A 22,201-nucleotide genomic window follows, 5' to 3' on the forward strand; every position below is an offset into this window, starting at 1 on the left:
AAGTAGCGTCGTCAAATTATTTCGACTATTATCGAAATAATTATTTTGGAAAGGATGTACGATGAAGATTGAGATTATTGCTAAGGCATTGAAAGAACTCGGTCACCCAATACGACTGAGGGTGTATAAGCAGATTATGAAGGCAGGAGACGAAGGGGTTGCGGTAGGGGAAATTTGTGAAAGTATCGATATCCCTAACTCAACATTATCCCATCATATATCGAGCTTGGTGGCAGGTGGATTGATCTTTCAGCACAGAGAAGGGCGGACTTTATATTGCAGAGCGAATTATGCAATGCGAGAAAACGTGATTGGCTTTTTGGTGGATGAATGCTGCAAAGCACAATCCGCTGATGATTTAGTATGACGTGAGATCTGGAAAACCATACGGTCTATCTCAAATGAATACCCCCTTTCGATGTGACGAAAAGGAGAGGGGGCATTCATGATAATCGGCTAGTGGTAACGAATAGGATTAAATATGCTACGTGCTACATTTCGATGTTTGCGGGTGTCGTGAACACCACCCATACAGACATGGTATTACAATCAATACGATTGGTAGAGAAAACAAAAGTCCATAGCCCAAAGTTAATGACATTGGCCCCATGTAGACATCGGTACCACCGATGCCGTAAGCAAGTGGAAGCAAGCCTGCGACCGTCGTTAAGGACGTGAGAACAATCGGTCGTAGTCGGCTTGATGCCGCGTCAATGATGGCTTGATTTGTAGGGAGTCCTTCACTTTTTAGTTCATTAATTCGATTAATTAGAACCAGAGCGTTATTGACCACAACGCCTGCCATTCCAAGTATCCCTATGAGCGCGAACAAAGATATTGGCTGATTATGGATGAATAGCGCCATTAATGCGGCGGCGATGGCAAAAGGAATAACAGCCATGATCATCAAGGGTTGGAGCAATGAACTAAACATAACGGCTAGTACAAAATAGATGCCAATCATTGCGGCAGGGAAAGCGACCAAGAAGCCAGACATTGTCTCGTCAGTATTCTCCGCTTCGCCACCGACATCTAAGCGAACATGGGTACCGACTTTTTGAGCTAATGCTTGAGTGAGTTGCTCACTTAATGCCCCAGAACCTAATGCTTCATCAGTAATTTGCGCGCTCACCAAGACTTGACGCTCGCCGTTGTAATGGAGCAGCTCACGGGGCGCCTGTACTTCTTGCACTTTAGCTAAGCGGCTAAGGGGGACTTGCAACCCTGTCGGCGTAGCGATTTTAGTCGTACTTAATTGCTCAAGGCTACGATATTTTTCATTCAGCAGTACTCGAAGATTGATTTCTTCATCACCGATCCAAGTTGATGTGACACTGTCACCATCAAAGGCAATGCGTAACGTACTGGCAAGGTCTTGAACCGTCAGATTGTAGCGAGCCAGCCATTCATATTGAGGAATAATTTGTAACTGAGGGTCCGTTAACAATTCATTATGAGTGACCTTATCAAGCCCTTTATGTTGCTTCATCCAATCCATAACAAGTGCCAGCGCATGCAGGCGTTCTTCTGCATTATTGCTGATCACTCGGATCTCAACAGGTTCTCCTGGTGGTGGGCCACCGGCGTCTACGGTAAACTTAACGAAGTCGATACCTGAAGAGGCATTAAGTTGATCATTTAGGGCTTTTGCGATGTCATCGGCGCTGCGTTCACGCTGCTCAAAATTTGTTAATGTAATTTGCCCGTTGCTAGTGGGACTCGAATACGTCATTTGATAAGCAGCAAGTTCATTGTCAGGCAACGCTGCGATGGCTTTTTCAAGCTCATGGTGCGACTGACGAACCTTGTCTAAAGGTGTTCCAGGTGTGATTTCACTGTATATCTTGATGTATTTTGCCGTTTCACTAGGAAAGATATCTAATTTGAGAGTCGTGAGTAATGCTGAGCTACCAACCAACAAGGTCAGTGCGATGGCAAGTACACGTTTTTTATGCGTTAAGCAGTCGCTCAGTAAGCGTTGATAGCGTTGGATAATGGCATTAAAACGTTCATTTTTGGGAGCGCGATTAGCGTCAGCATCAAGTGATTTGGCAAGATGCGCAGGCAAAGTAAACGTGCATTCTGCCAGCGAGAACAACAACGCAGCAATGACAGTAATGGGAATGACAATGATCGCTTTACCCATTGCTCCTGGGATAAAAAACATGGGTATAAAGACGAGAGCCGTCGTTGTTAAACTCGCAATGATAGGACGAATGACTTTTTGCACACCAGATATCGCGGCGTCAATAGCGGACTTCCCACGCTCTTTTTCTTGATAAATACTCTCTGCAACAATGACAGAGTCGTCGACAATGATGCCAATAACTAACAGTAAAGCCGCAAGGGTAATACTATCGAGATTCATGCCTAGTGCGGGTAACACCGCCATAACGCCCAACACACAAAATGGAATAGACACGGATACCCAAAAAGCAACTTTTCTCCTGAGTATCATGCTGAGAACAATCAGCACCAATATCAACCCAACACCGCCGTTAGTCGTAACGATTGAAAACTTGTCGCTCATATCGTCGGCTAGATTAAGTGAAATAGGGAAGCTAAATTGATGGTTTAGGCGATCGGATTCCTCATTTAGCAGCGCTTTTATTCGATCAGTCGTTGCAATGATATCGGCGTTGGCACTTTTGCTGATCGAGAAAACGATGGCGTTTTTGCCGTCGACCATCCCAAGCTCCGTCGCTTTTTCAAAGGCGTCTGAAACATGAGCGATATCCTCTAAACGGATCATTTCTCCAGTCGGCAGTACGTCAATAATAGTGTCGGCAAGTTCTTGGGTAGAATGGACCTGCGTCAGAGTGACGATACGTTGCTCGCTGTCCCAAGATTCGACCAAACCACCAGAAAGCGATAAGTTGCGCGTATTAATTGCCGCAATGACATCATCAAAAGTGAGCTGATAGCGCAGTACTTTGGTCGGGTCTACTTCAATCCAAAATTCGCGCTCCGTGTAGCCATCTAAGTGAACGCTGCCCACGCCGGGAATAGAGCGTAATTGTTTCTCTAGATTACGAGCGTAGTTTTGGAGTTGGCTATTTTTTTCTTGATCGCTCGTTGCGCTTTGGGTCCCTTTCGTGGCATTCGCGACAACACCAAAGGTCATCACATCAAATGATGACGTGTCCTTTTGTTCGACCGTTGGTGGATTTGAAATATCTTTGGGTAGCCCTTGTACACGGTCAACGGCTTGTTGAATATCACGCACGGTTTTGTCGGTGTCATAACCCTCATCAAGTTCAATATTGATGTAAGACTGCCCATCAAAAGATTGGGACCAATAGGTGGAAAGCCCTTGAACCAGTTTGAGTTCTTTTTCAATTTTGTTGGTGATATTCAATTCAATGTCTTGTGCAGAAGCACCAGGGTAATGGGTAGTGATTTCCACTTCTGCAAACGCGACATCGGGGAGCTCTTGAAGTTTGAGAATGCTTACAGCACCTGTGCCAATGAGTAAGACCATAATCGTGATGATACGTGCGAGAAAACTGCGCTGCGCGAAATAAGCAAGAAAAGCGTTCATTTCTAAACCTTCTTTTTAGTTTGAGTCTGTTAATAGAGCGGGGAGTTCGAGACGATAAAATTTGGTTTGTCTAGAATAAGGACCATCTAAAAATAAGTGGTGGCGTGCATCGACATACCCGGTTTGAAATCATGATTACCGTTGTCGATATCTACTTCTATCGGGTAAGCAAACGTCGAGGGGTCGAGCTCGACCCCTATGCGATTAATTGTTGCGATGACTTTGTTGGTAGGATTAGCCTCAGACCATAGCTGAATAGGTTGGCCTACAGTCAATGCATTCAAGTCAAACTCGCTAGCCAGCAAGCGCACATTGAGTCGGTCGATATTAGTCAATTGATAGAGCTGGTCACCTTGATTAACCCAGGCGCCTTTCTCTACATGACGAGAGACGATGTAGCCATCGATGCTGGAATAAATGGCGGTGTTTTTAAGATCCAATTGTGCTTTTTCGAGCTCAATGTTGGCGAGAGTGACATTGGCCTTCGAAGCGGCGTAGTCGGCTTTAGCAACGTCTAATTCGTTTTGCGATAAGCTATTTTTAGCTCGAAGCTCTTGATAACGTGAATATGTCGATTTATTGATGTTCAAATCCGCTTCAACCAACGTGACATTGGCGTTCTGTTTCATGACTTCAAGTTTGAAATCTTGGGCTTTGATGGTGGCAAGCGGAGAGTTGGGAGCGACAAGGTCACCTACCTGCCAGTGTGCAGTTTCGACAATACCACTGACTTCAGAGACGACATAGATAGAGTGCGTACTGGTTGTTTTACCAATCAATTCAACCGCGTGCGTTGGGGTTGAAAAGGCCTGAATACCAACAGTCGTAATAAGCAAAAAAGTTGTCATTGTGATCTCCACGAGTGATTTTTTATCAGTGTGGCGTGGGTCATGTCGATTTTATGTGAAAAAATTGCCAATCATTTGATATTCAATATGCTGCTCTTTCGACATTAATTCGACATATTCTGCTTATAATAAAGAGAACGATTGAATAAGGGACGGGACGGATACATGCTGACGGGAAGACGGATATTAGTTGTGGAAGATAACGAAGAACTTCAAGGCATACTGGCTGACTTTCTTGAGGTAAAAGGGGCAGAGGTTGATTTTGCCAATAATGGCGAGATGGGGCTGAGGCTCGCGCTAGAGCACGAGTTTGATGTGATTATTCTTGATGTCATGATGCCTAAAAAAGACGGCATGCAAGTGGTTCGAGAGTTAAGAGAAAGCGGAAATACGACGCCTGTGCTTATGCTAACGGCGTTAAACGGACAGGATGACTTGTTGGCTGGCTTCGACAACGGCATCGATGATTTTATAAGTAAACCGTTTCAATTTCCTGAATTAGAAGTGCGTTTAACTGCGTTAATTAAACGCTTTCGAGGGGAGGTTGCACAGTCTTTGCTGCGTTTTGGTAGCCTGATCATTGACCAAAAAACACATCAAGTGAGCCGTGATACGCAGCCGATTACCTTGACCCACGCGACCTATCAAATCTTGCTCACGCTCACCAAAGCAAAGGGAGAGGTGGTGTCGAGAGAGGCGCTGATTCACCAGTTATGGGGCGAGGACGTCCCTGAAAAAGATGTACTGCGTAGCCACATCTATTTGCTGAGAAACGTATTAGACAAACCCTTCTCTGTTCCCATGCTGGTGACAGTACCTAAGTTTGGTTTTAAGTTGGTCGCGGTATGATGGCATTAAAGCGCTGTTTTAAAACCCGTAAAACAAACTCGGTTCGAGATGTTCGGGCACGCTTAATCATTATCTTCTCGGTGATTGCATTATCCTCCGCTTTTTTGGTTTTTTTGGCATTTTCACTGTATTTAGCCTTCAACGAAGATAGCCAAATAGAGCGTCATTTAGTGTCATTTGAACGAACCGCTGTTCAACACTACTCGCTGGAGGCTAAAGAGATGGCTCACATTAGTCCTCACATCGTGGCCTACTATAGTGATCAGGCATTAAGCGATACTCTCAAAGCTCAACGCCCTTATCCAATAGGGATAGTGACAAGGTATAAAAGCTTTAGTGAAGATGGCTTTATGGTTTATCACACTCAGTTTGTCGATAATTCTGGGGTGGTGCGTCCTTTGTATTTAAGTATCAATGCTAGAGCGATGGAATTTGGTGATGATAACGGGAGCGTGTTGATACTGATTTCGATGGGGCTAATGTTTTTTCTGATTGCCTTTTTACGCTTTGCTTTACTCAGGGTATTTGAAGGGTTGATGTCGCCTATTTCTGACTTAGGCCTGCAACTTAAAGCAACAAAAACGAAGAGCTTTGCCGTTTCCTCTCATGCCATTGATGAAGTTAAGCAACTAACCAAACACCTTAACCGTTATACGCAGATGAAAGATCGAGTGGTAAAGCAGGAGCTGATGTTTGCTAAATATGCAAGTCATGAGTTGAAAACGCCCATCGCCATTATCCTTGGCGCAGCGAATCTACAGGCAATGAAAGATGACCAGGATTTTCAGATCAAACAGCGACGTCGCATTATCAATGCAGCGGAAGATATGCAGGCGACGGTGGAGGTACTGCTCAACATTGTTAAGCAAGAAAATACGGAGCATAAAAATACACTGAGTGAGTTTTCATCCGCAGATATCGACCTTCATCAATCGCTCAGTAAGCGGCATTCGGGTGTTCAATTTACACTGAAAATAATGGACAACACACGTTTAAACTTCCCACCTACAGTGTTGAATATGTTATTAAAAAACCTCGTAGATAACGCCGTGCGCTTTACTGAAAGCGGTGAGATTTGTGTTGAAGTGTCGGAGCAATTAATCACTGTGCAAGATTCAGGTTGCGGTGTGGGAGTGAACAATGAAACGGAGCATGGACTGGGGTTACTGATTGTTCGGCGACTATGTACGAGCTATGGGTGGTCTTTTAGCCTCAGCAACAATAAAGCTCAAGCGGGATGCACAGCGCGGTTAGAAAGACGGTTTCAACACGAAGACCAATGAATACATATTTTTCAACACCTTAAGATTGCTGTGCTTCTAGACCATTTTATTTCTAGATGAAATATAAACTAATTTGGCGAGGAAGGTTTACTTGGCGACCTATCCGTTCCCATGGCGGCCGTGTTTATGCGATTTTTGTCACGGCTGCTACATTATATGGGTTAAATACTACACAGTATGAGCACGGTTTGTGTATTAACTTGCAGTTGACGGTTAACAGCTAATGGTCAATGGTTAGGGGAATTTAAAATGGTAATAAACATCCGAGGTGTTATGACTGCTGCCTTGGTTTTATCTTCATTGAATGGGTATGCATCAGCATCCAATGTTGCCGACTTTTCAACCTCTCTGGACTATGCGCAAGTCACCAGCGTGGTTGCAACCCAAAGTCGCGATGGTAACTGGTGTTTTGACACAACGGTAAGACACAATGATGAAGGGTGGGGGCATTATGCCGATGGTTGGGAAGTCCTCGATTTGGCGGGCAATCAGCTTGGCTACCGTCACCTCGCTCATCCCCACGATAACGAACAACCGTTCACGCGTGGCCTGTGTGGTATATCGATCCCTAAAGAGGTGACGACCGTTGTGGTCCGAGCAAGGTGCAATGTACATGGCTATGGTGGTAAAGCGGTCATGATAGACGTAACGCCGCGTTCCGAGGCGCGCTTTTCTGTCAACGATTAAGGGCGAACCCATTAGGCTAAGAGTCAGGAATCTAGAGTGAGCGAGTCGCCTCACATTGTCATTTAACGAGAAAGGATAATCAAATGTTCAGTCATGTCATGATCGGCACCGATGATATCAAACAAGCGAAGACATTTTACGACGCAGTGATGCACGTATTGGGTTTTGATGAGGGTGTTATTGATGAAAAAGGTCGTTGTATGTACATCAGCCCCACCGGAGTATTGGGATTAACGAACCCAATCAATGGTAGTGGTGCCAGCCATGGTAATGGGATGACTATCGGTTTTTTAGCCAATAGCCCAGAAGTCGTGGATGAATGGCATAAGGTTGGACTTGCTAACGGTGGCACTGAAATAGAGGAGCCACCAGGGGAGAGAGGTACCGGCTCTCGCCGTTTATACATGGCGTATCTGCTCGACCCACAGGGTAATAAAATTTGTGTTACGCATTTTTTGTCGTAGATATAACGTGATTATTTTAATTTATTAATGCTAATGCTAATGCTAATGCTAACGCAAAAAGGCTCAACCAATGTGAGCCTTTTTTGTATTAAAAATAGGGTTAGCCAGCGATAACAACACGGTCGACATCGATACTCGCGTCTTCCCAGCTGTCTTTGTCTATGCTGCCCGTGATGGTAATGCTGTCGTTTGGTGTGACATGTAATCCAGCCCATTTATTGTCGTCAATTTCAATGACAATGGTATTTTTTCCGTCGGTGAATTGATATTCCTCATCCCCTAAAGAATGGGTGATTTTCCCCGTGAGTTCGACTCGTGCATCGTCACGGCTATCCAGTGCCTCTTCCACGGTAGTTTGCACACCTAAACTAGGGCCGTTGAAGCCGTCTTTGGCTGGGAGCGTATTTGCCGCAGCAAGACTAGAAGATAAAATAAGTGTTGTTGCGATAATTACGTTTTTCATAAGTGCCTCTAAGTAGACTGGGTACGTTCTTGATGGTGCTACTATGCACGAGGGGATATTAATGCGGCTTTAAAATAATATTCATAATTCGTTCATGTTGGAAAAAATCGAATGATATTTTTTGTTTTTATTTTAAGATTATGATTTAAATGATTAAATTTTAGTGCTGGCGTTTGATGTTTTTTGCACCTTAGGGCTTGAACCCATGTTTACAGGTCTCGTAAACCGTTCCGTCGCCTCCTAAGTCCATCACTTTTCTATCGGACAGATTCTTTACGTGTGGTGCCACTATCTAAATTTAAATCTAATACTCCTTAACCCTGCTTGGGTAAGGAGTATTAGTGAGTGTAAAAGCGGGGGAGCGTTAGACCTTGAATCGGCTGATTAAGGTTTCCACTTGCTGATTTAATACCAGAATATTGGCGGACTCTTCTACTTGGCTGTGGCTCAGTGTATTTAGGGCGTTGACGAGATCGTTAATCTTATGAATGTTTTCATTCACACTTTGAATCACGGTGTTTTGTTCACTTGATGATGTTGAAATTTCAGCATTGTAGCTGCTAATCGTCTCAATCTGTTGATCAAGAGTGCCAAGCATTGCTACTGCATGGTCGACTTGTTGGCGGGTCTCGGCGCAATTTTCCTTCGTATGTTCAATGGAAGTAACAAGATGGTCTGATTTATCTTGCAGTGTTGCTAGTGCTTTCCCAATGTCAGAGGTGCTTATTTGGGTGCGATTGGCTAACGCGCGAACCTCATCAGCAACGACGGCGAAACCTCGGCCGTGTTCACCTGCGCGCGCCGCTTCAATGGATGCATTCAGCGCTAACAGGTTAGTTTGTTCAGCAATACTGCCGATCATATTAACGATAGATTGAATGCTTTGAGTTTCGTTTGCCATGTCGGCAATATCACTGGAGGTGTTGGTGATCTGTTGTTCAAGGTCGATAATATGTTGTTGAGTCGTGGTGTTAATTTGCTTGGTTTCATCACTGTAATCGGACGCTTTGTGTGCGGCATTGGCCGCGGCACCAGAGTGTTGCTCTACGACAACAGATGCGTTGGACAGCTCGTCAATAGCGGTCACGATTTGAGTCGTTTCTAGGGTATGGGTCTCGAGTGTGCTGTGTGTGTGTTGGCAACTTGCTTCGATACTTTGTGTCTTGGTTGCGAGTGCTGTTGTTGCCGATTGCACGTCTTGAAGCATGGTTTGGAGCCCATCAATGAACTGGTTAATACTCAGTGCAATATGACCTAAGTCATCATTGGTCTTGACCTCAAGTCGTTGGGTTAGGTCACCATTACCTTTTGCTAGGTCGTGGACAATGGCTTTAAGTGAAACGATGGGTTGATACAGTTTGTTTAAAATCAAAACGACAGCAAGCAGTGCGATAAGTACCGCCGCTACAATAATTAGCGAGGATTTCTGGCTTGCACTAGCCAAGTCAGTCAATGCAATGGATTTGTTGAGTGCGACTACCATCTGCCAAGTAGTTTGGCTACCTAGCTGAATGGGTTTAGAGATCAGTAGGGAATCGAGACCAGCAATATTGGTATCAGAAAAAACAGCGGGTTGGCGAATAACAGCCGCGATCTCAGCTGATAACGCAGAATCTTGTACGCGAGTTTGTGGCGTAATCTCTGGCATAGTTGAGGCGATAACCAAGCCTTTGTCATCGATAATAAAAGCAGTCGCTTCGCTGATGTAGTTCAGCTCTTCTAGCTTGCGTTGCACATCGTTGAAACGAATATCGGCCATAATGACGCTGTTACTGAGTGAATACATTACCCCAATCATCGGTGTTTGGTCACTTTTGGTAAAAAAGACATCACTAAGTGACAGGCCACGCACTTGTTTGGCATCGTTGTACCAAGGTCGCGTGGTTGGGTCGTATTTACTCTTGATACCGACACCGTTTGGAAACGACTCTGAGGGTTTTGAGGTAAATGATGAACCATCATCAAATCCCATGACGACTTTGTCGATACCACCAAGCTCAGATGCTAGCAACATGAGCGTTTCATTGGCAATTGCGCCGTTGTTGTTTTGGTACTGTGTGGCCAACGCTGAGACGGTATCGATAGTGCGTTGCACGGTGGTTTCAAGTTCAATGACTTCGTGTGAGAGTGAACTGTCTATCTCAGTCTGAATCCGTTGATTAACTTGGCCTTGCAGCATGTTATGCGAAAACAAGCTGGTGACGACGAGTGACAGTGTGGTGGTTAACGTTAACGCTAAGATGAGCTTGGTTTTAAAGCCAAGTGTCTTTTTAAGTGCTCGTGTAGTATTCATTGCAGAATAGACTCCATGTACATCCATTATTCTGGTCGAAATAGGCCTCAACTTTGAGGCCCAATAACTGAATTATTTTTAGTTTTGTGGTTAAAGAAGCTCGGTATCACGCGGTGCCCATACTTCCGCAAGGTTCTTTTTTATGTAAAGGTCTTTTATGTTGTTGTAGTACAAATAGAGTAGATTATTATTGGTTTTCTTGCTGTGACATGACTCATAACTCTAAAGTCGAAAGAAATTAACATTACTTTTAAAGCGTAAAATTGTGTGTAATGCCATGCATTTCAATAATTTAAATGGTAATTACATTTTTGTCGTTAATGTGTTGATCGTGTTCTTGATAGAAGTATGATCTGTGTCGCATTTTTCTTATTTGTAATACATTAATATTAATACCACTTCGACGTGCAAGAGCACTCGAATTGCAGCGCGAACATTCGAGTGGAACGTTCATGCGGCAAAGCGCTTTAAAAGCTGGCAGATGTTGAGTTTGTTGGCTGTGGAAATCGTGATTTGAGGTCGTCATCACTTTTCCAAAACAGAATTGTAGATGTATTCGAGCTTGCTTTATCGAAGCAACTTCTTCCTTTTGGACCCCCAACCGGAAAGGAAAGAGTATTTGGATGACATCTACCTTGATAATAATTAGAGCAATGACATTGTGATTTGCTCAACTCACCCCCGAAGTGATAGTGGTAGTGGATAGTAATCGGCTATTGTTATGGATCTCCGTGTCGTTTTACCCTTGCATTATTACAGGTGATGCAAGGGTTTTTTTTTACTCAATTCGACCTAACTTTATCTTGTTTAATCAAAATCAACCCTCCGCTAGTCCTCGAACAAAGCAATGACAATTAAATATGTCTGACAATAAGCTTACTTTTTTATCTCTCTGTTACTACTCTATTGTTGTTCAAAGTGGTTAGTCGTGCTGATTTTGCGTCCTAACTTATTGATTATTTGTTTTATGAGGTTGATTTTGTGCATAAATTAATCAATAAGGCGATTTTTCGTGACTAGAGTTACGAATGGCCGGGAAATATGAACTTGATCATAAGTAATACAATAACAGGCTTGCTATTGCTGATCCGCATCACGCATTCATTATATTGTAGTACAAATTGACCATGAAAAAGGTATGGTGGGGCTAACTTAAATAACACTTAGAAGGTTTCCCAAGATGGATCTCAATACCCTTATTGTTGGCATCTATTTTCTGTTCTTGATTGCGATAGGATGGATGTTTAGAACGTTTACAAGCACGACCAGTGACTACTTCCGTGGAGGCGGTAGCATGCTTTGGTGGATGGTGGGTGCCACTGCCTTTATGACTCAGTTCAGTGCATGGACATTTACGGGTGCGGCTGGTAAAGCCTTTACCGACGGTTTTGCCGTTGCAATCATTTTTATTGCCAACGCATTCGGCTACTTGATGAACTACTTGTACTTCGCTCCTAAATTCCGTCAACTACGTGTTGTGACGGTTATTGAAGCGATTCGTATGCGTTTTGGTAAAGTGAACGAACAAGTATTTACTTGGTCTGGTATGCCAAACAGTGTTATTTCTGCGGGTATTTGGCTAAATGGTCTTGCCATTATTGCTTCAGGTATTTTTGGGTTTGATATGACAACCACGATCATCCTGACAGGCTTGGTGGTATTAGTCATGTCTGTTACCGGTGGATCTTGGGCGGTTATCGCGTCAGATTTCATGCAGATGGTTATCATCATGGCAGTAACCGTAACGTGTGCTGTTGTGGCGGTTTACCATGGTGGTGGTGTGACACAAATAGTGAATGACTTCCCTACGGACTCGTTCATTACCGGTGACAACCTTAACTACTTGAGCATTTTCAGTATTTGGGCTGTGTTTATCTTCCTTAAACAGTTCAGTATTACGAATAATATGTTGAACTCTTACCGTTACCTAGCAGCAAAAGATTCAAATAATGCACGTAAAGCGGCGCTTCTCGCATGTATTTTGATGACAATCGGTCCAATTATTTGGTTCATGCCTTCTTGGTTTATTGCTGGTCAAGGCGTTGATTTAGCTGCTCAGTACCCAGAAGCAGGTTCGAAAGCGGCTGACTTTGCATACCTATACTTTGTACAAGAATACATGCCGGTCGGTATGGTTGGATTGCTGATTGCTGCAATGTTCGCTGCAACCATGTCGTCAATGGACTCGGGTCTAAACCGTAACTCAGGTATTTTTGTTAAGAACTTCTACGAACCAATTCTACGTCCTCAAGCGACAGAGAAAGAGCTCGTCGTTGTGTCTAAGATTACCTCTACGTTCTTTGGTATTTCAATCATCCTAGTTGCGCTATTCATCAACTCTTTGAAAGGGCTGAGCTTATTCGACACAATGATGTACGTTGGCGCCTTGATTGGTTTCCCAATGACAATTCCAGCGTTCCTAGGCTTCTTCATTCGTAAGACTCCGGATTGGGCTGGTTGGGGTACGCTAGTTGTCGGTGGTGTTGTGTCTTACTTCGTTGGGTTTGTTATCACAGCGGATATGATTCAAAATTGGTTTGGTCTGAACGAGCTGACTGGTCGTGAATGGTCTGATTTGAAAGTGGCAATTGGCCTTATCGGACATATGGTGTTTACCGGTGGCTTCTTCATGCTATCGACAATGTTCTACAAGCCTCTAGCAGAGCATCGTGAAAAAGACGTTGATAAATTCTTCAACAACCTCGCTACGCCATTAGTTGCTGAAAGCACAGAGCAGAAGAAACTAGATAATAAACAGCGTCGTATGCTTGGTTCACTGATTGCAGTTGCAGGTGTTGGTGTTATGACGATGTTTGTACTGCCTAATCCGATGTGGGGACGTATGGTCTTCGTATTGTGTGGTGTGATTGTTTTCTCGGTAGGTCTGCTACTGGTTAAAGCGGTTGACGATTCCGTTGAGGATGCTGCAGAAAATAAAACCATAACAGAAGGCTAATTCACTTCATAAACATTTACTATCCAAAGCGGCTGTTCGCAGCCGCTTTTCTAATTATAAAAACAACTCGTCTATTCTATTTTTCAATTTACGTTATTCATTAAAAATCCCTCTAAAAGAGAATCTTATGAAAAAAAATGTACTCGCTCTGACATTAACGGCAGTCTTTGCAACGACCGCATTAGTTGGTTGTGGCACTAACAACTCTCAAGAATCAAATGAAAAGACTTCAGTGCAAGATAATGTCACTCAAATGGTGCCTTTTAACCAGATTACTCGTGACTACTTGTTACAAACCGAACGTCTAAATATTGTTGATGGTGCGCAAATTGATGTGGTCTCCGAGCAAACGGTAGCGGAATTAAAACAGCAAATAGAAAATGCGCAAGATGGCGCAACCATTGTCATTCCAAATGGCAAGTATTCAGGTTTGGGTCAAACCGTTGTAACAGCCAATAACCTAACACTCGTTGCAGAAAACCCTGGTTCGGTATGGCTTACCGGATTGGTACAGCTTGAACTAAAAGGTAATGGAATTACGGTTGATGGTTTGGTGTTTACTGAGGGTGGTCCAAGCGAGCGATTTGGTGCCATTCGAATGATGGGTAACAGTATTACGTTGCAAAATTCGACCTTTTATTACTTCAATCATGACTACGCGTATGAGCCTGATGAGCGTCGTTCGGAATACCCTAAATACCTCTGGGTATCACTATGGGGTAAAGATGGGAAAGTGATTAATAACCGTTTTGAAGGGAAGCAGAAGCGCGGTACTTTGATTGGCGTACAAAAAGACGATACGCCAGACAATCATTTGATCGCTAACAATATCTTCTTAGACCAAAAGCCAAATCAATTTAATGAATTTGATATCAAAGAAGCCATTCGTTATAACGGGAATAGCTGGGAAGCGATCCGTATTGGTGATTCTAAGTCATCACAATGGGATTCGAGCTCAAAATTTATTAATAATCTGATGATTGATATGGACGGTGAGCGAGAGCTTATTTCTATAAAGTCAGGCGATAACACCATCTCGGGTAATACAATTTTCGAGAGCACATCGTTGATTTCTTTGCGTCACGGTAAAGGTAACACGGTCGAGAATAACGTAATCCTAGGTAACGAAAAACGCTTAACGGGTGGTATGCGTATTTATGACGAAGATCATGTGATTCGTAATAACTACATTGCCAACACACGCGGACGTGATGGATTGATTGAAGGCAACGCTGATTTGCGTGGCGGTATTGTCATTAATACTGGCATTATTGACGTGAAAAACGACGAGCAATTGGATCAATCTGTTAAGGGTAAAGAACTCAATAAACAATGGACGCCAAAGAACATTGATATTGCCAATAACACTCTAGTGGATACAGAGTGGGGTATCGTGTATGGCAACCAAACACACCGTGTCAGCCTATTTAACAACTCTGAGGTTGAGAATATTTACGCGGGTGTTGACGTGAATTTTTCAGGCAATGTTGTCGACAACTCTGAACACCCTGAGTTCGTGAGCGTTCGCGCTGCAAAAGAGCTACCGCTGGTCGGGGCAACGTACAGCAATGAGTTTTATGCAGGAAATGTTGTAGAACAAGAGCAGGTAGGGGAATACTCGATGACGTTACCAGAGAAAGCAATGGTTAATGGTCTCAATCAGTATGAAAACGCTGGCGCAGACGTTGAGCAATTGACGGTTGTGACAGCAGAAACTGCGGGTCCAGATTACGTTTTAGAGAACGCGACTAAATAAACACTGTGTGATTCGTACCAAGTGAAATTTGGCAGTGCTAGATAAGCCAGTTCACCGTACTAAGTTCGATTCGACAACAATGCCCACCACATCCGGTGGGCATTTTTTATGGATGAAGCACCATGAAGCTGGTTTAACATTCTGATTTATCGTTGTATTCATTTTGTTGCATGGCAATCCATCACCTTCCATTATTATTGCAATAATATCGACATCTAAGCGGCTCATAATTAAAAATTGTGGTATCTGAAACGGTCGTTCGCACGTTTCAGTATTGGATAAAAGCATAGTTTCATGTGTATGAAAGGTTGGGTGGTTATCTGACAGTTGTTGATCTAGGGACATCGCTTTTTTCTACTCTAAGGAACAGAGGACACATCAATGAATCCATTTTATGACGGTACACTACATTCTGAAAATATGAGTGCGATATATGCAGGAGTCTGCGTTGTTGTTATTGCGTTCGTCTTCATCATTGACCGATTTACTCGAAAATGAGAACAACACCAATAACTTGATATGCCATATGTACACGCCGCATAGTGATCGGGTCTATCGTCTTATTACGGACAATGACTTGTCGATTCGGGCGTGTACACGATGACTCGATTTCGTCCTTCGGCTTTGGCGCGGTAAAGAGCGATATCCGCCTGAGAGAAAACGTCTTTATCCGTAGTGGGCAGTACGACTGAGGTGATTCCCATACTGATGGTCATTGAAATGGAGTGATTGTCGTAATTAAAGCGTTGTGCGGCCGTTGCTTGTTTGATTCGCTGTGCGACCTTTTCTGCTTTCGAAGCATCGGTGTTTGGCAAGAGTAATGCAAACTCTTCACCGCCTACCCGTGCCAAAACGTCTGATTTCCGAATCAATTGCTGCATGAGTTTTACAAAAGAAACTAATATGAAATCACCCGCTTGATGCCCAAAAGTATCGTTTACTCTTTTGAAAAAATCGATGTCAATGAGTGCCAACTGTGACAGATGATCATCGGTTCTTTTGGTATGGATGAGTGAATTGAGGGTGTGGAAAAAAAAGCGACGATTGGCAATACCAGTAAGACTGTCTGTTTCACTCTGCTCTCGCAGTTGTGTTTCTAGATGGTAATGTTCCGAGATATTTCGAACCAACCAAAGTACGACCCTATGCCCATGATAAGCAAAGCTTAATGGACAAATTTTCCCTTCAAAGCGAAGCAAGCCGAGTGGCAACGATTTTTCATCGAGGCCGTCTACGTCGTCAGCAGATAAATCATATTCAACAGTGCGAACTTTGTTTTGGTTAAGAGATGCCATTATTTCACTGGCAAACCAGTCTGCTTTATCTGTAGGAAGAACGTCAAAAAGTGAGCGTCCAATCAAAGCTTTACCGTCATGATAAGACTGGGTATCTGTCCCTCCGAGCACATCGACATAAATGCCATTTTCGCTCAATACAAATGCTGGGTCAGGTAGGCAAGACAATACCTCATACAGCTGATCTGGTTGAGTAATCATACCTATCCCTATAGCATGATATTGATTTGATTATTAATCATAGCTGAAATATCACTGGTAGGATGAGATTAAAGATAGGCCTTGCTGTTGAATGCCGATGGCCGACATCATGGGAGGTCGACCTATTTGGTGCTCTCGTCTTCTAAAAGTACGACACGAAACGATCGGCATATCGAAACAATTTAAGGTTCATCATCATGCATTTCTGTTCTAGCAAGTGGTTCGTCGAGTGTATCATCCGCTTGGTAGTCGTCGTCATTCTGAGACTCGCTTTCCGTCGCGGATAGATTTTTCCCATTTAATGTGTGAAACCTTCGCCTATCGCGGGCAAGATGAATGTATTTTATCCAAGCTTTTTCGAGTTTGGTCTCGGCTTTTTTTTCGTCACAAGTGACAAGCAAAAAATGACGCTCAAGGTCAGTTTCAGGAGCAATATCACCGCATTCTAATTGATTCATAGTGTCGCCATAACGAATCAAAATCTCCTCTTCCGCTAACGTAAAGTCGCCAGATTTTGCAAACCCGCGTCGAAACTTTTTGTTGTCGTAAAATGGTCTCTTGCCAAGACGAAAATCCATATCAGACATAATAACCTCGTGTAATCATGTTAACCGTTTGACACTGCCCTAGTATAGAAAGCGCCGAAGAATTTGCAGGTTTTTTAACCTGCAATTTTTGCCTCAATACAATGAACAATCCATAACACCTTGGCGAACCATTACTTTTCATTTTTCTCTTTAAAAAAATATGACATTGCGATGAATTTTCAGATTACCTAGGAAGACAGATACACTTCCGAAAATGGCGAGTTTTGTGGGTGATGTGCGTTACACTTGTCTTATTCACGACCATGGGATACTCAACATGTTCACTGGTATATCGATTTGAAGGAGCCAAGCAATGGAAGCGAAAATTCGAGAGCAATATCGCGCCGCTCGACTCTCTAGGGATCGCCGGTTTGACGGTCAGTTTTTTGTGGCAGTGAAGACAACCGGGATATTTTGTCGTCCGATTTGTCCAGCTACCCCCCCTAAAGAAGAAAATGTGGACTACTTTTCAAATGCACCGATGGCATTGCAGGCAGGCTACCGCCCGTGTCTTCGTTGTCGACCCGATAGTGCGCCAAGCTCTTGGGCGTGGCAAGGTATCGAGACGACTTTTAAGCGGGCATTAGGGCTTATTGAACAAGGTGCGTTACAACATAATGGGGTTGAACACTTGGCCGCAAGGTTGGGGATCAGTAGCCGTTATCTTAGGCAGGTTTTTGAACAGCATCTTGGAATGCCGCCTAAGAAATATGCGCAATATCAGCAATTGATGTTTGCAAAACAACTACTACATAGCAGCTCAATGAGTGTGACAGATATTGGGTTTGCTTGTGGCTTCAATAGTACGCGTCGTTTTAATGATGCTTTTCAAAAATTATTGAAGCTAAACCCGTCTGATTTAAGGCGGGCGCGCACTTTGAAGAGCCCGCACAATCAGCTATCGCTTGCCTACCGAGGTGCCTATGATTGGCAAGGTTTATTGGCATTTTATCAACGACGCGCGATTAGCGGCGTTGAGTTGGTCACCGACCAAGCTTATGAGCGATACGTGGAATTAAACGGAGCGTTGGGTTGGTTTAAAGTCGTTGCAGATTTTGAAAACAAACAAACAGTACAAGTAGAGTTTGATATTGAAGATGTCACTCAACTGTATTCAATGGTGAGTAATATTAGGCGAGTCTTTGACCTTAATACTGATTTATCGGTTATAGAGGCACACTTGCTCAACGCCGACCCGAACCTTGTTAAATACAGTGGTATTCGTATTCCGGGTATTTGGTCAACATGGGAAGCGGGAGTGAGAGCGGTCATTGGGCAACAAGTATCGGTTAAAGCAGCTATTGGGCAAGTAAATTTGCTAAACCAAACCTTGAGTCGAACCGTTTCAGGACAACTCGTATTTCCGACCCCCCGTTGCGTAGTCGATAGCGATCTCAGCTTTTTGCGAATGCCTCAAAGTCGCAAAGACACATTGTCGCGTCTAGCCGCTTCATTGATTGCAGATGATACGCTGGACCCCGACAAATGGTTGATATTGAAAGGTATCGGGCCATGGACCGTCAATTATGCAAAATTACGTGGTCAGTCACAGCCTGATTTATTGTTGAAAACAGATTTGGTTGTTAAAAAATACACAGATAATCACCCTTTGTGTGAAGACAGTCGAGTATCACCCTGGGGGAGCTATGCGACCCTACATTGCTGGAGCCAAGCATCATGATATTTTATACGATAGTTAATAGCCCTCTAGGTCAAGTTACTATCCAAGCAACGGATCAAGGACTCACTGGCCTTTGGTTTGAGGAACAGACAACACAACCGAATGAGCTCGGAGAAGAACGAGCAACTCACCCTGTATTGCTTTTAACGAAGCAACAATTAGGTGAATATTTTTCCGGAGATAGAAAAACCTTTGATGTGCCGCTCGCCGCTATAGGTACGCCTTTTCAAAACCAAGTCTGGAAAGCGTTGTGTGACGTACCTTTTGGGCAGGCCATCAGCTATCAAGAGTTAGCGGAACGAATCGGAAATCCAAAAGCCGTCAGGGCCGTTGGCTCTGCAAATGGAAAAAATCCCATTTCAGTGATTGTTCCGTGTCATCGTGTTATTGGGAAAAGCGGTCAGTTAACTGGCTATGCGGGTGGAGTGGAACGCAAGAAAGCCTTGTTAAAACTCGAGAATATGTCGCTAACAACCACGGAATGATTCATAGATAAAGTGGCGTTTTGTTAAACAATTGTCAGTTTGTAAACTAAGGTGTTAGGCGATGGAAATTAATTGGCTAATCTTAGTGATAGGTTGCATATTTATTTTGCAGAACGATATGTTTTAGCATATTGCTATAGATGCATTTTGCATTTTGCAAAATGAAATGCAAAATGCAAAGGCTATATGAGTGCAGGTTGTTTTTTGTCGTGATTAATCGCGGTTTAGAGGCTAATTAGCACGATTTAAAAGTTGGCACGCTACATGCATATATAATTGTGACCCTTTTTAAGCCGAGGGTCACCTAGCCAACTGACGTTGTTAGTGAACACCTCTTGTTCACAAATGTATATAGCCAGTCACCTTACTTTGTGGCTGGCTTTTTTTCATTTAGCTTCGTCACTTATTCCAACGTTATAGTTTGTTCTTCAGCACATTTATCATAACAACTTGGTTTACGTGGGCAACCAGCACCGCGTGAACAAATGAGTCGTGCCTCGCTATCAATGCCTCGCTCTATCCAATTAATGTTGAGTATTTTCGAAATCGTAGTCAGGTCTTTTTTAATACTCTTAGGAATAATCGCACTGCCACCGCTGTTGACACATAGATTCTTCAGTTCATTTGCAATGTCTAATGCGTTACCGCCTTGTGCGTCAATAGCAGGGTTAAGGTCAATGCCTGCGCAAAGGACACGATTGTTACCTGCGGGGTCGGTCATGTTGACCGACTCACAACAATAAATTCTTGGCTCATCGCCTACGTTGAGAATGGATAACTGAGCAGACGAACCATGACGAGGCTCAGACAGGCGTCTAAACACAGCCCAGTGTTGACAAGGGTCGTTCACCATTCTCATGTTACCCCACGGAAGCGGAATTCCGTTTCCGCGGTATACCGCTTTTAGTTTTCCGGGTCCATAAGCATCGAAATAATGCCAATGCGGATAAGGTGACACGACGGTCATGCGACGCATAGCAACCGAAGGAGAAACCCCTGCATGTTTGTGAGCATCAATTTCATAACCACAACGATCTAAAAGTTGCCGGAAGGGCACTTTAGGGCACAGTAGCGCACCAGCAAAGAAGCTGGACTCAAAATCTCGCCAAGCTTGTAATATATCCTGTGAATTTAATGCCGATGTCGAGGGGGATCCGCTAGCATCTTCCCAGCTATTATGATGACCCACACTCAGTACGCTCTTTAAGCCATCTTCACTGTGCAGCACTCGATGGCCGATATAAACCGCAAGATCATATTTTAAGCGAGTGGGATAAGCCTTTAAAATCTCATTGAGATAAATCGTCCCCGGTGGCTCGAAGAAAGAGGTGACGAGTTGTTTGGCGTTAATACCAAGCTCATCGACGACATCTTTTGGTGTGCGATTGACCCATTGAACACGTAAACCAAGATCCCTCGCAATATCGATGAGATCTTCAACGGAAAGATTAAGACGTTTTCGCCCAACTTCTTCCGCTGCACGCTCCAAGTCTGGAAAATGGTTTTGCAAACTTTCCTGATGTGCTCGGATTAGAAGATGGGCAAATTGACGTCCTGTGATTCCCGTTTGTGACAGCATCTCTGGAATCGCAATTTGTAAAATGTCGTTGGAGAATAGAAAACTAGGTTCGAGTGCCATGCCGCTGATGCCACCTCGGTTGCCTCTGACTGGTGTGATCTCTTCTTGCTCAGGTTCACTATCAAGAAACCATGCGGGATTTTTCTGAAACACCTCAGCAATGACCTCTAGCATATCAATACTAGGTACACGCTTGCCTCGCTCTATCATTGATAGGTACGAAACCGATGGGGCGCACTCCGGGTTGACTCGAATGCAGCGTGTTGACAAATCTTCCATCGTTAAATGGTTACGTTTTCTAAGGTTTCTAATCTTGGTACCCAAAAAATGGGACTGTCGAATTAAGCTTTTTGATAACGGCATTTTGTAAAATTCACACTGTAAAATTTTTGTTGTGAAATTGTAGCTAAAAAAGCGCTAGTCTACATAGTAAGCAAGATCACAAAACGAATATAAATTTAAACATCCGTTTAGTGCATTTGCTCCATTTTGATTTGGCGGCGACAAAAGGACGATAATTATGAACATGCTGACATTCGATAAGACAGAATTACACAGAAACCACTCAACGTTTATCGCAGAAGCTGTGTTCGCCGTGGAAATGGTTAAAGCCGATGAGCAGTTAGAAAAACAAAAAATGGCAAAACAACTGCTTGATACTTTGTTTCCGCTTGAAAGCGGCTCACATGAGGATGTAGTAAGTTACGAGATTGATTATCGACATGTTCTTGCGTATTTCAAAAACGGTGAACACAGTGGGCTAAAACGTGCCAAGCATTTTATCGCGTTTTTGGGCGATAAATGTTCACCGGAATCAATATTGTTTCGTGATGAAAGTGGCACTCATGTTGAAGTCATGATCGGTAGTCGCAGAGGTACCGGTTCCTTAGAGCTTGTAGAGATAAATGACGTACAACTTGAAACGTGCACGACATTCAGTCGAACAGAGCATGCCCATGCCTCTGGAATTCGACATTGGGTGAGTTTGGTTCAAGGTGATGAACAGGGCCGTCCAAGGGCAAGTAGCGAAGATAAAGAATACACCGCCAAAAATGGCGACGATTATACTCTGAATTTTAGTTTTGCGTACTAAGGGTACTGACGTACAACACGCAATGTGACAGCCAATATTGTACTTTTTGATTGAATACTGCCGATTATCAATAAATGGCCTTCCTGTTTTGGGGAGGCCTTTTTGTTGTGGAGGCCGCTAAATGTGGGTGATGTTAGAGT

The 22,201-nt window shown here is 43.5% G+C and carries 17 protein-coding genes; 10 read left to right on the forward strand and 7 right to left on the reverse strand.

All coding sequences use genetic code 11. From position 1 onward, the window contains the following. The first annotated feature begins 61 nt into the window (after positions 1 to 61). The gene (locus AB4405_RS19330) at positions 62 to 367 is read left to right on the forward strand and encodes an ArsR/SmtB family transcription factor (RefSeq protein ID WP_372062442.1); all 306 of its coding nucleotides are present in this window, start codon (positions 62 to 64) and stop codon (positions 365 to 367) included. 117 nt (positions 368 to 484) lie between these two features. Here AB4405_RS19330 and AB4405_RS19335 read toward each other — a convergent pair whose 3' ends face one another. After that, positions 485 to 3,541, reverse strand: coding sequence for an efflux RND transporter permease subunit (locus tag AB4405_RS19335; protein ID WP_372062443.1), 3,057 nt, complete (start codon positions 3,539 to 3,541; stop codon positions 485 to 487). Positions 3,542 to 3,627: 86 nt separating this feature from the next. Continuing rightward, positions 3,628 to 4,389: an efflux RND transporter periplasmic adaptor subunit gene (locus tag AB4405_RS19340; RefSeq protein ID WP_372062444.1), complete on the reverse strand. Its 762-nt coding sequence runs from the start codon at positions 4,387 to 4,389 to the stop codon at positions 3,628 to 3,630. 165 nt (positions 4,390 to 4,554) lie between these two features. Here AB4405_RS19340 and AB4405_RS19345 point away from each other — a divergent pair, with 165 nt between their 5' ends. From AB4405_RS19345 to AB4405_RS19360, 4 genes are all read left to right on the forward strand, one after another. Then, the gene (locus AB4405_RS19345) at positions 4,555 to 5,238 is read left to right on the forward strand and encodes a response regulator transcription factor (RefSeq protein WP_372062518.1); all 684 of its coding nucleotides are present in this window, start codon (positions 4,555 to 4,557) and stop codon (positions 5,236 to 5,238) included. Further along, positions 5,235 to 6,521 carry a sensor histidine kinase gene (locus AB4405_RS19350; RefSeq protein WP_372062445.1) on the forward strand — a complete coding sequence of 429 codons (1,287 nt, stop codon included), beginning with the start codon at positions 5,235 to 5,237 and terminating at the stop codon, positions 6,519 to 6,521. The genes AB4405_RS19345 and AB4405_RS19350 overlap by 4 nt, the downstream gene beginning before the upstream one ends. Before the next feature lie 249 nt (positions 6,522 to 6,770). Next, on the forward strand, positions 6,771 to 7,208 hold the full coding sequence (locus AB4405_RS19355) for a hypothetical protein (protein WP_372062446.1): 438 nt from the start codon (positions 6,771 to 6,773) through the stop codon (positions 7,206 to 7,208). A gap of 83 nt (positions 7,209 to 7,291) precedes the next feature. Beyond that, the gene (locus AB4405_RS19360) at positions 7,292 to 7,672 is read left to right on the forward strand and encodes a VOC family protein (RefSeq protein ID WP_372062447.1); all 381 of its coding nucleotides are present in this window, start codon (positions 7,292 to 7,294) and stop codon (positions 7,670 to 7,672) included. Between the two features lie 100 nt (positions 7,673 to 7,772). On the opposite strand, the gene AB4405_RS19365 is transcribed toward AB4405_RS19360, so the two are convergent. Both AB4405_RS19365 and AB4405_RS19370 read right to left on the reverse strand, forming a co-directional pair. Beyond that, on the reverse strand, positions 7,773 to 8,135 hold the full coding sequence (locus AB4405_RS19365) for a YgiW/YdeI family stress tolerance OB fold protein (RefSeq protein ID WP_372062448.1): 363 nt from the start codon (positions 8,133 to 8,135) through the stop codon (positions 7,773 to 7,775). Between the two features lie 364 nt (positions 8,136 to 8,499). Beyond that, on the reverse strand, positions 8,500 to 10,428 hold the full coding sequence (locus AB4405_RS19370; protein ID WP_372062449.1) for a methyl-accepting chemotaxis protein: 1,929 nt from the start codon (positions 10,426 to 10,428) through the stop codon (positions 8,500 to 8,502). A gap of 1,180 nt (positions 10,429 to 11,608) precedes the next feature. On the opposite strand from AB4405_RS19370, the gene AB4405_RS19375 reads away from it, so the two are divergent. Together AB4405_RS19375 and AB4405_RS19380 are read left to right on the forward strand one after the other, a co-directional pair. Then, positions 11,609 to 13,384 (forward strand): sodium:solute symporter family transporter, encoded by a 1,776-nt coding sequence (locus AB4405_RS19375; protein WP_372062450.1) that lies wholly within the window; start codon positions 11,609 to 11,611, stop codon positions 13,382 to 13,384. 127 nt (positions 13,385 to 13,511) lie between these two features. After that, positions 13,512 to 15,140: a polysaccharide lyase 6 family protein gene (locus tag AB4405_RS19380; RefSeq protein WP_372062451.1), complete on the forward strand. Its 1,629-nt coding sequence runs from the start codon at positions 13,512 to 13,514 to the stop codon at positions 15,138 to 15,140. A 563-nt stretch (positions 15,141 to 15,703) separates the two neighbouring features. On the opposite strand, the gene AB4405_RS19385 is transcribed toward AB4405_RS19380, so the two are convergent. Continuing rightward, a complete protein-coding gene (locus AB4405_RS19385; RefSeq protein WP_372062452.1) occupies positions 15,704 to 16,636 on the reverse strand; it encodes a diguanylate cyclase in 933 nt (310 codons plus the stop codon). Between the two features lie 182 nt (positions 16,637 to 16,818). After that, a complete protein-coding gene (locus tag AB4405_RS19390) occupies positions 16,819 to 17,223 on the reverse strand; it encodes a DUF413 domain-containing protein (protein ID WP_372062453.1) in 405 nt (134 codons plus the stop codon). Between the two features lie 313 nt (positions 17,224 to 17,536). Here AB4405_RS19390 and AB4405_RS19395 point away from each other — a divergent pair, with 313 nt between their 5' ends. Beyond that, positions 17,537 to 18,904 carry an AlkA N-terminal domain-containing protein gene (locus AB4405_RS19395; protein WP_372062454.1) on the forward strand — a complete coding sequence of 456 codons (1,368 nt, stop codon included), beginning with the start codon at positions 17,537 to 17,539 and terminating at the stop codon, positions 18,902 to 18,904. Further along, complete coding sequence (locus AB4405_RS19400) at positions 18,901 to 19,389, forward strand: methylated-DNA--[protein]-cysteine S-methyltransferase (RefSeq protein WP_102468970.1); 489 nt, start codon at positions 18,901 to 18,903, stop codon at positions 19,387 to 19,389. The genes AB4405_RS19395 and AB4405_RS19400 overlap by 4 nt, the downstream gene beginning before the upstream one ends. A gap of 403 nt (positions 19,390 to 19,792) precedes the next feature. On the opposite strand, the gene AB4405_RS19405 is transcribed toward AB4405_RS19400, so the two are convergent. Next, complete coding sequence (locus tag AB4405_RS19405) at positions 19,793 to 21,331, reverse strand: DUF3612 domain-containing protein (protein ID WP_102468971.1); 1,539 nt, start codon at positions 21,329 to 21,331, stop codon at positions 19,793 to 19,795. 157 nt (positions 21,332 to 21,488) lie between these two features. Here AB4405_RS19405 and AB4405_RS19410 point away from each other — a divergent pair, with 157 nt between their 5' ends. After that, a complete protein-coding gene (locus tag AB4405_RS19410; protein ID WP_102468972.1) occupies positions 21,489 to 22,061 on the forward strand; it encodes a malate synthase in 573 nt (190 codons plus the stop codon). The last annotated feature ends 140 nt before the right edge of the window (positions 22,062 to 22,201 follow it).

Source organism: Vibrio sp. 10N.261.51.F12 (assembly GCF_041471725.1).
GTDB lineage: Bacteria > Pseudomonadota > Gammaproteobacteria > Enterobacterales > Vibrionaceae > Vibrio.

Coding starts and splice junctions, on each gene's coding strand:
- AB4405_RS19335 (WP_372062443.1), bottom strand. CDS start 3,541: ATGAACGCTTTTCTTGCTTATTTCGCGCAGCGCAGTTTTCTCGCACGT.
- AB4405_RS19395 (WP_372062454.1), top strand. CDS start 17,537: ATGGAAGCGAAAATTCGAGAGCAATATCGCGCCGCTCGACTCTCTAGG.
- AB4405_RS19350 (WP_372062445.1), top strand. CDS start 5,235: ATGATGGCATTAAAGCGCTGTTTTAAAACCCGTAAAACAAACTCGGTT.
- AB4405_RS19355 (WP_372062446.1), top strand. CDS start 6,771: ATGGTAATAAACATCCGAGGTGTTATGACTGCTGCCTTGGTTTTATCT.
- AB4405_RS19330 (WP_372062442.1), top strand. CDS start 62: ATGAAGATTGAGATTATTGCTAAGGCATTGAAAGAACTCGGTCACCCA.
- AB4405_RS19390 (WP_372062453.1), bottom strand. CDS start 17,223: ATGTCTGATATGGATTTTCGTCTTGGCAAGAGACCATTTTACGACAAC.
- AB4405_RS19365 (WP_372062448.1), bottom strand. CDS start 8,135: ATGAAAAACGTAATTATCGCAACAACACTTATTTTATCTTCTAGTCTT.
- AB4405_RS19405 (WP_102468971.1), bottom strand. CDS start 21,331: ATGCCGTTATCAAAAAGCTTAATTCGACAGTCCCATTTTTTGGGTACC.
- AB4405_RS19380 (WP_372062451.1), top strand. CDS start 13,512: ATGAAAAAAAATGTACTCGCTCTGACATTAACGGCAGTCTTTGCAACG.
- AB4405_RS19400 (WP_102468970.1), top strand. CDS start 18,901: ATGATATTTTATACGATAGTTAATAGCCCTCTAGGTCAAGTTACTATC.
- AB4405_RS19360 (WP_372062447.1), top strand. CDS start 7,292: ATGTTCAGTCATGTCATGATCGGCACCGATGATATCAAACAAGCGAAG.
- AB4405_RS19385 (WP_372062452.1), bottom strand. CDS start 16,636: ATGATTACTCAACCAGATCAGCTGTATGAGGTATTGTCTTGCCTACCT.
- AB4405_RS19410 (WP_102468972.1), top strand. CDS start 21,489: ATGAACATGCTGACATTCGATAAGACAGAATTACACAGAAACCACTCA.
- AB4405_RS19370 (WP_372062449.1), bottom strand. CDS start 10,428: ATGAATACTACACGAGCACTTAAAAAGACACTTGGCTTTAAAACCAAG.
- AB4405_RS19345 (WP_372062518.1), top strand. CDS start 4,555: ATGCTGACGGGAAGACGGATATTAGTTGTGGAAGATAACGAAGAACTT.
- AB4405_RS19340 (WP_372062444.1), bottom strand. CDS start 4,389: ATGACAACTTTTTTGCTTATTACGACTGTTGGTATTCAGGCCTTTTCA.
- AB4405_RS19375 (WP_372062450.1), top strand. CDS start 11,609: ATGGATCTCAATACCCTTATTGTTGGCATCTATTTTCTGTTCTTGATT.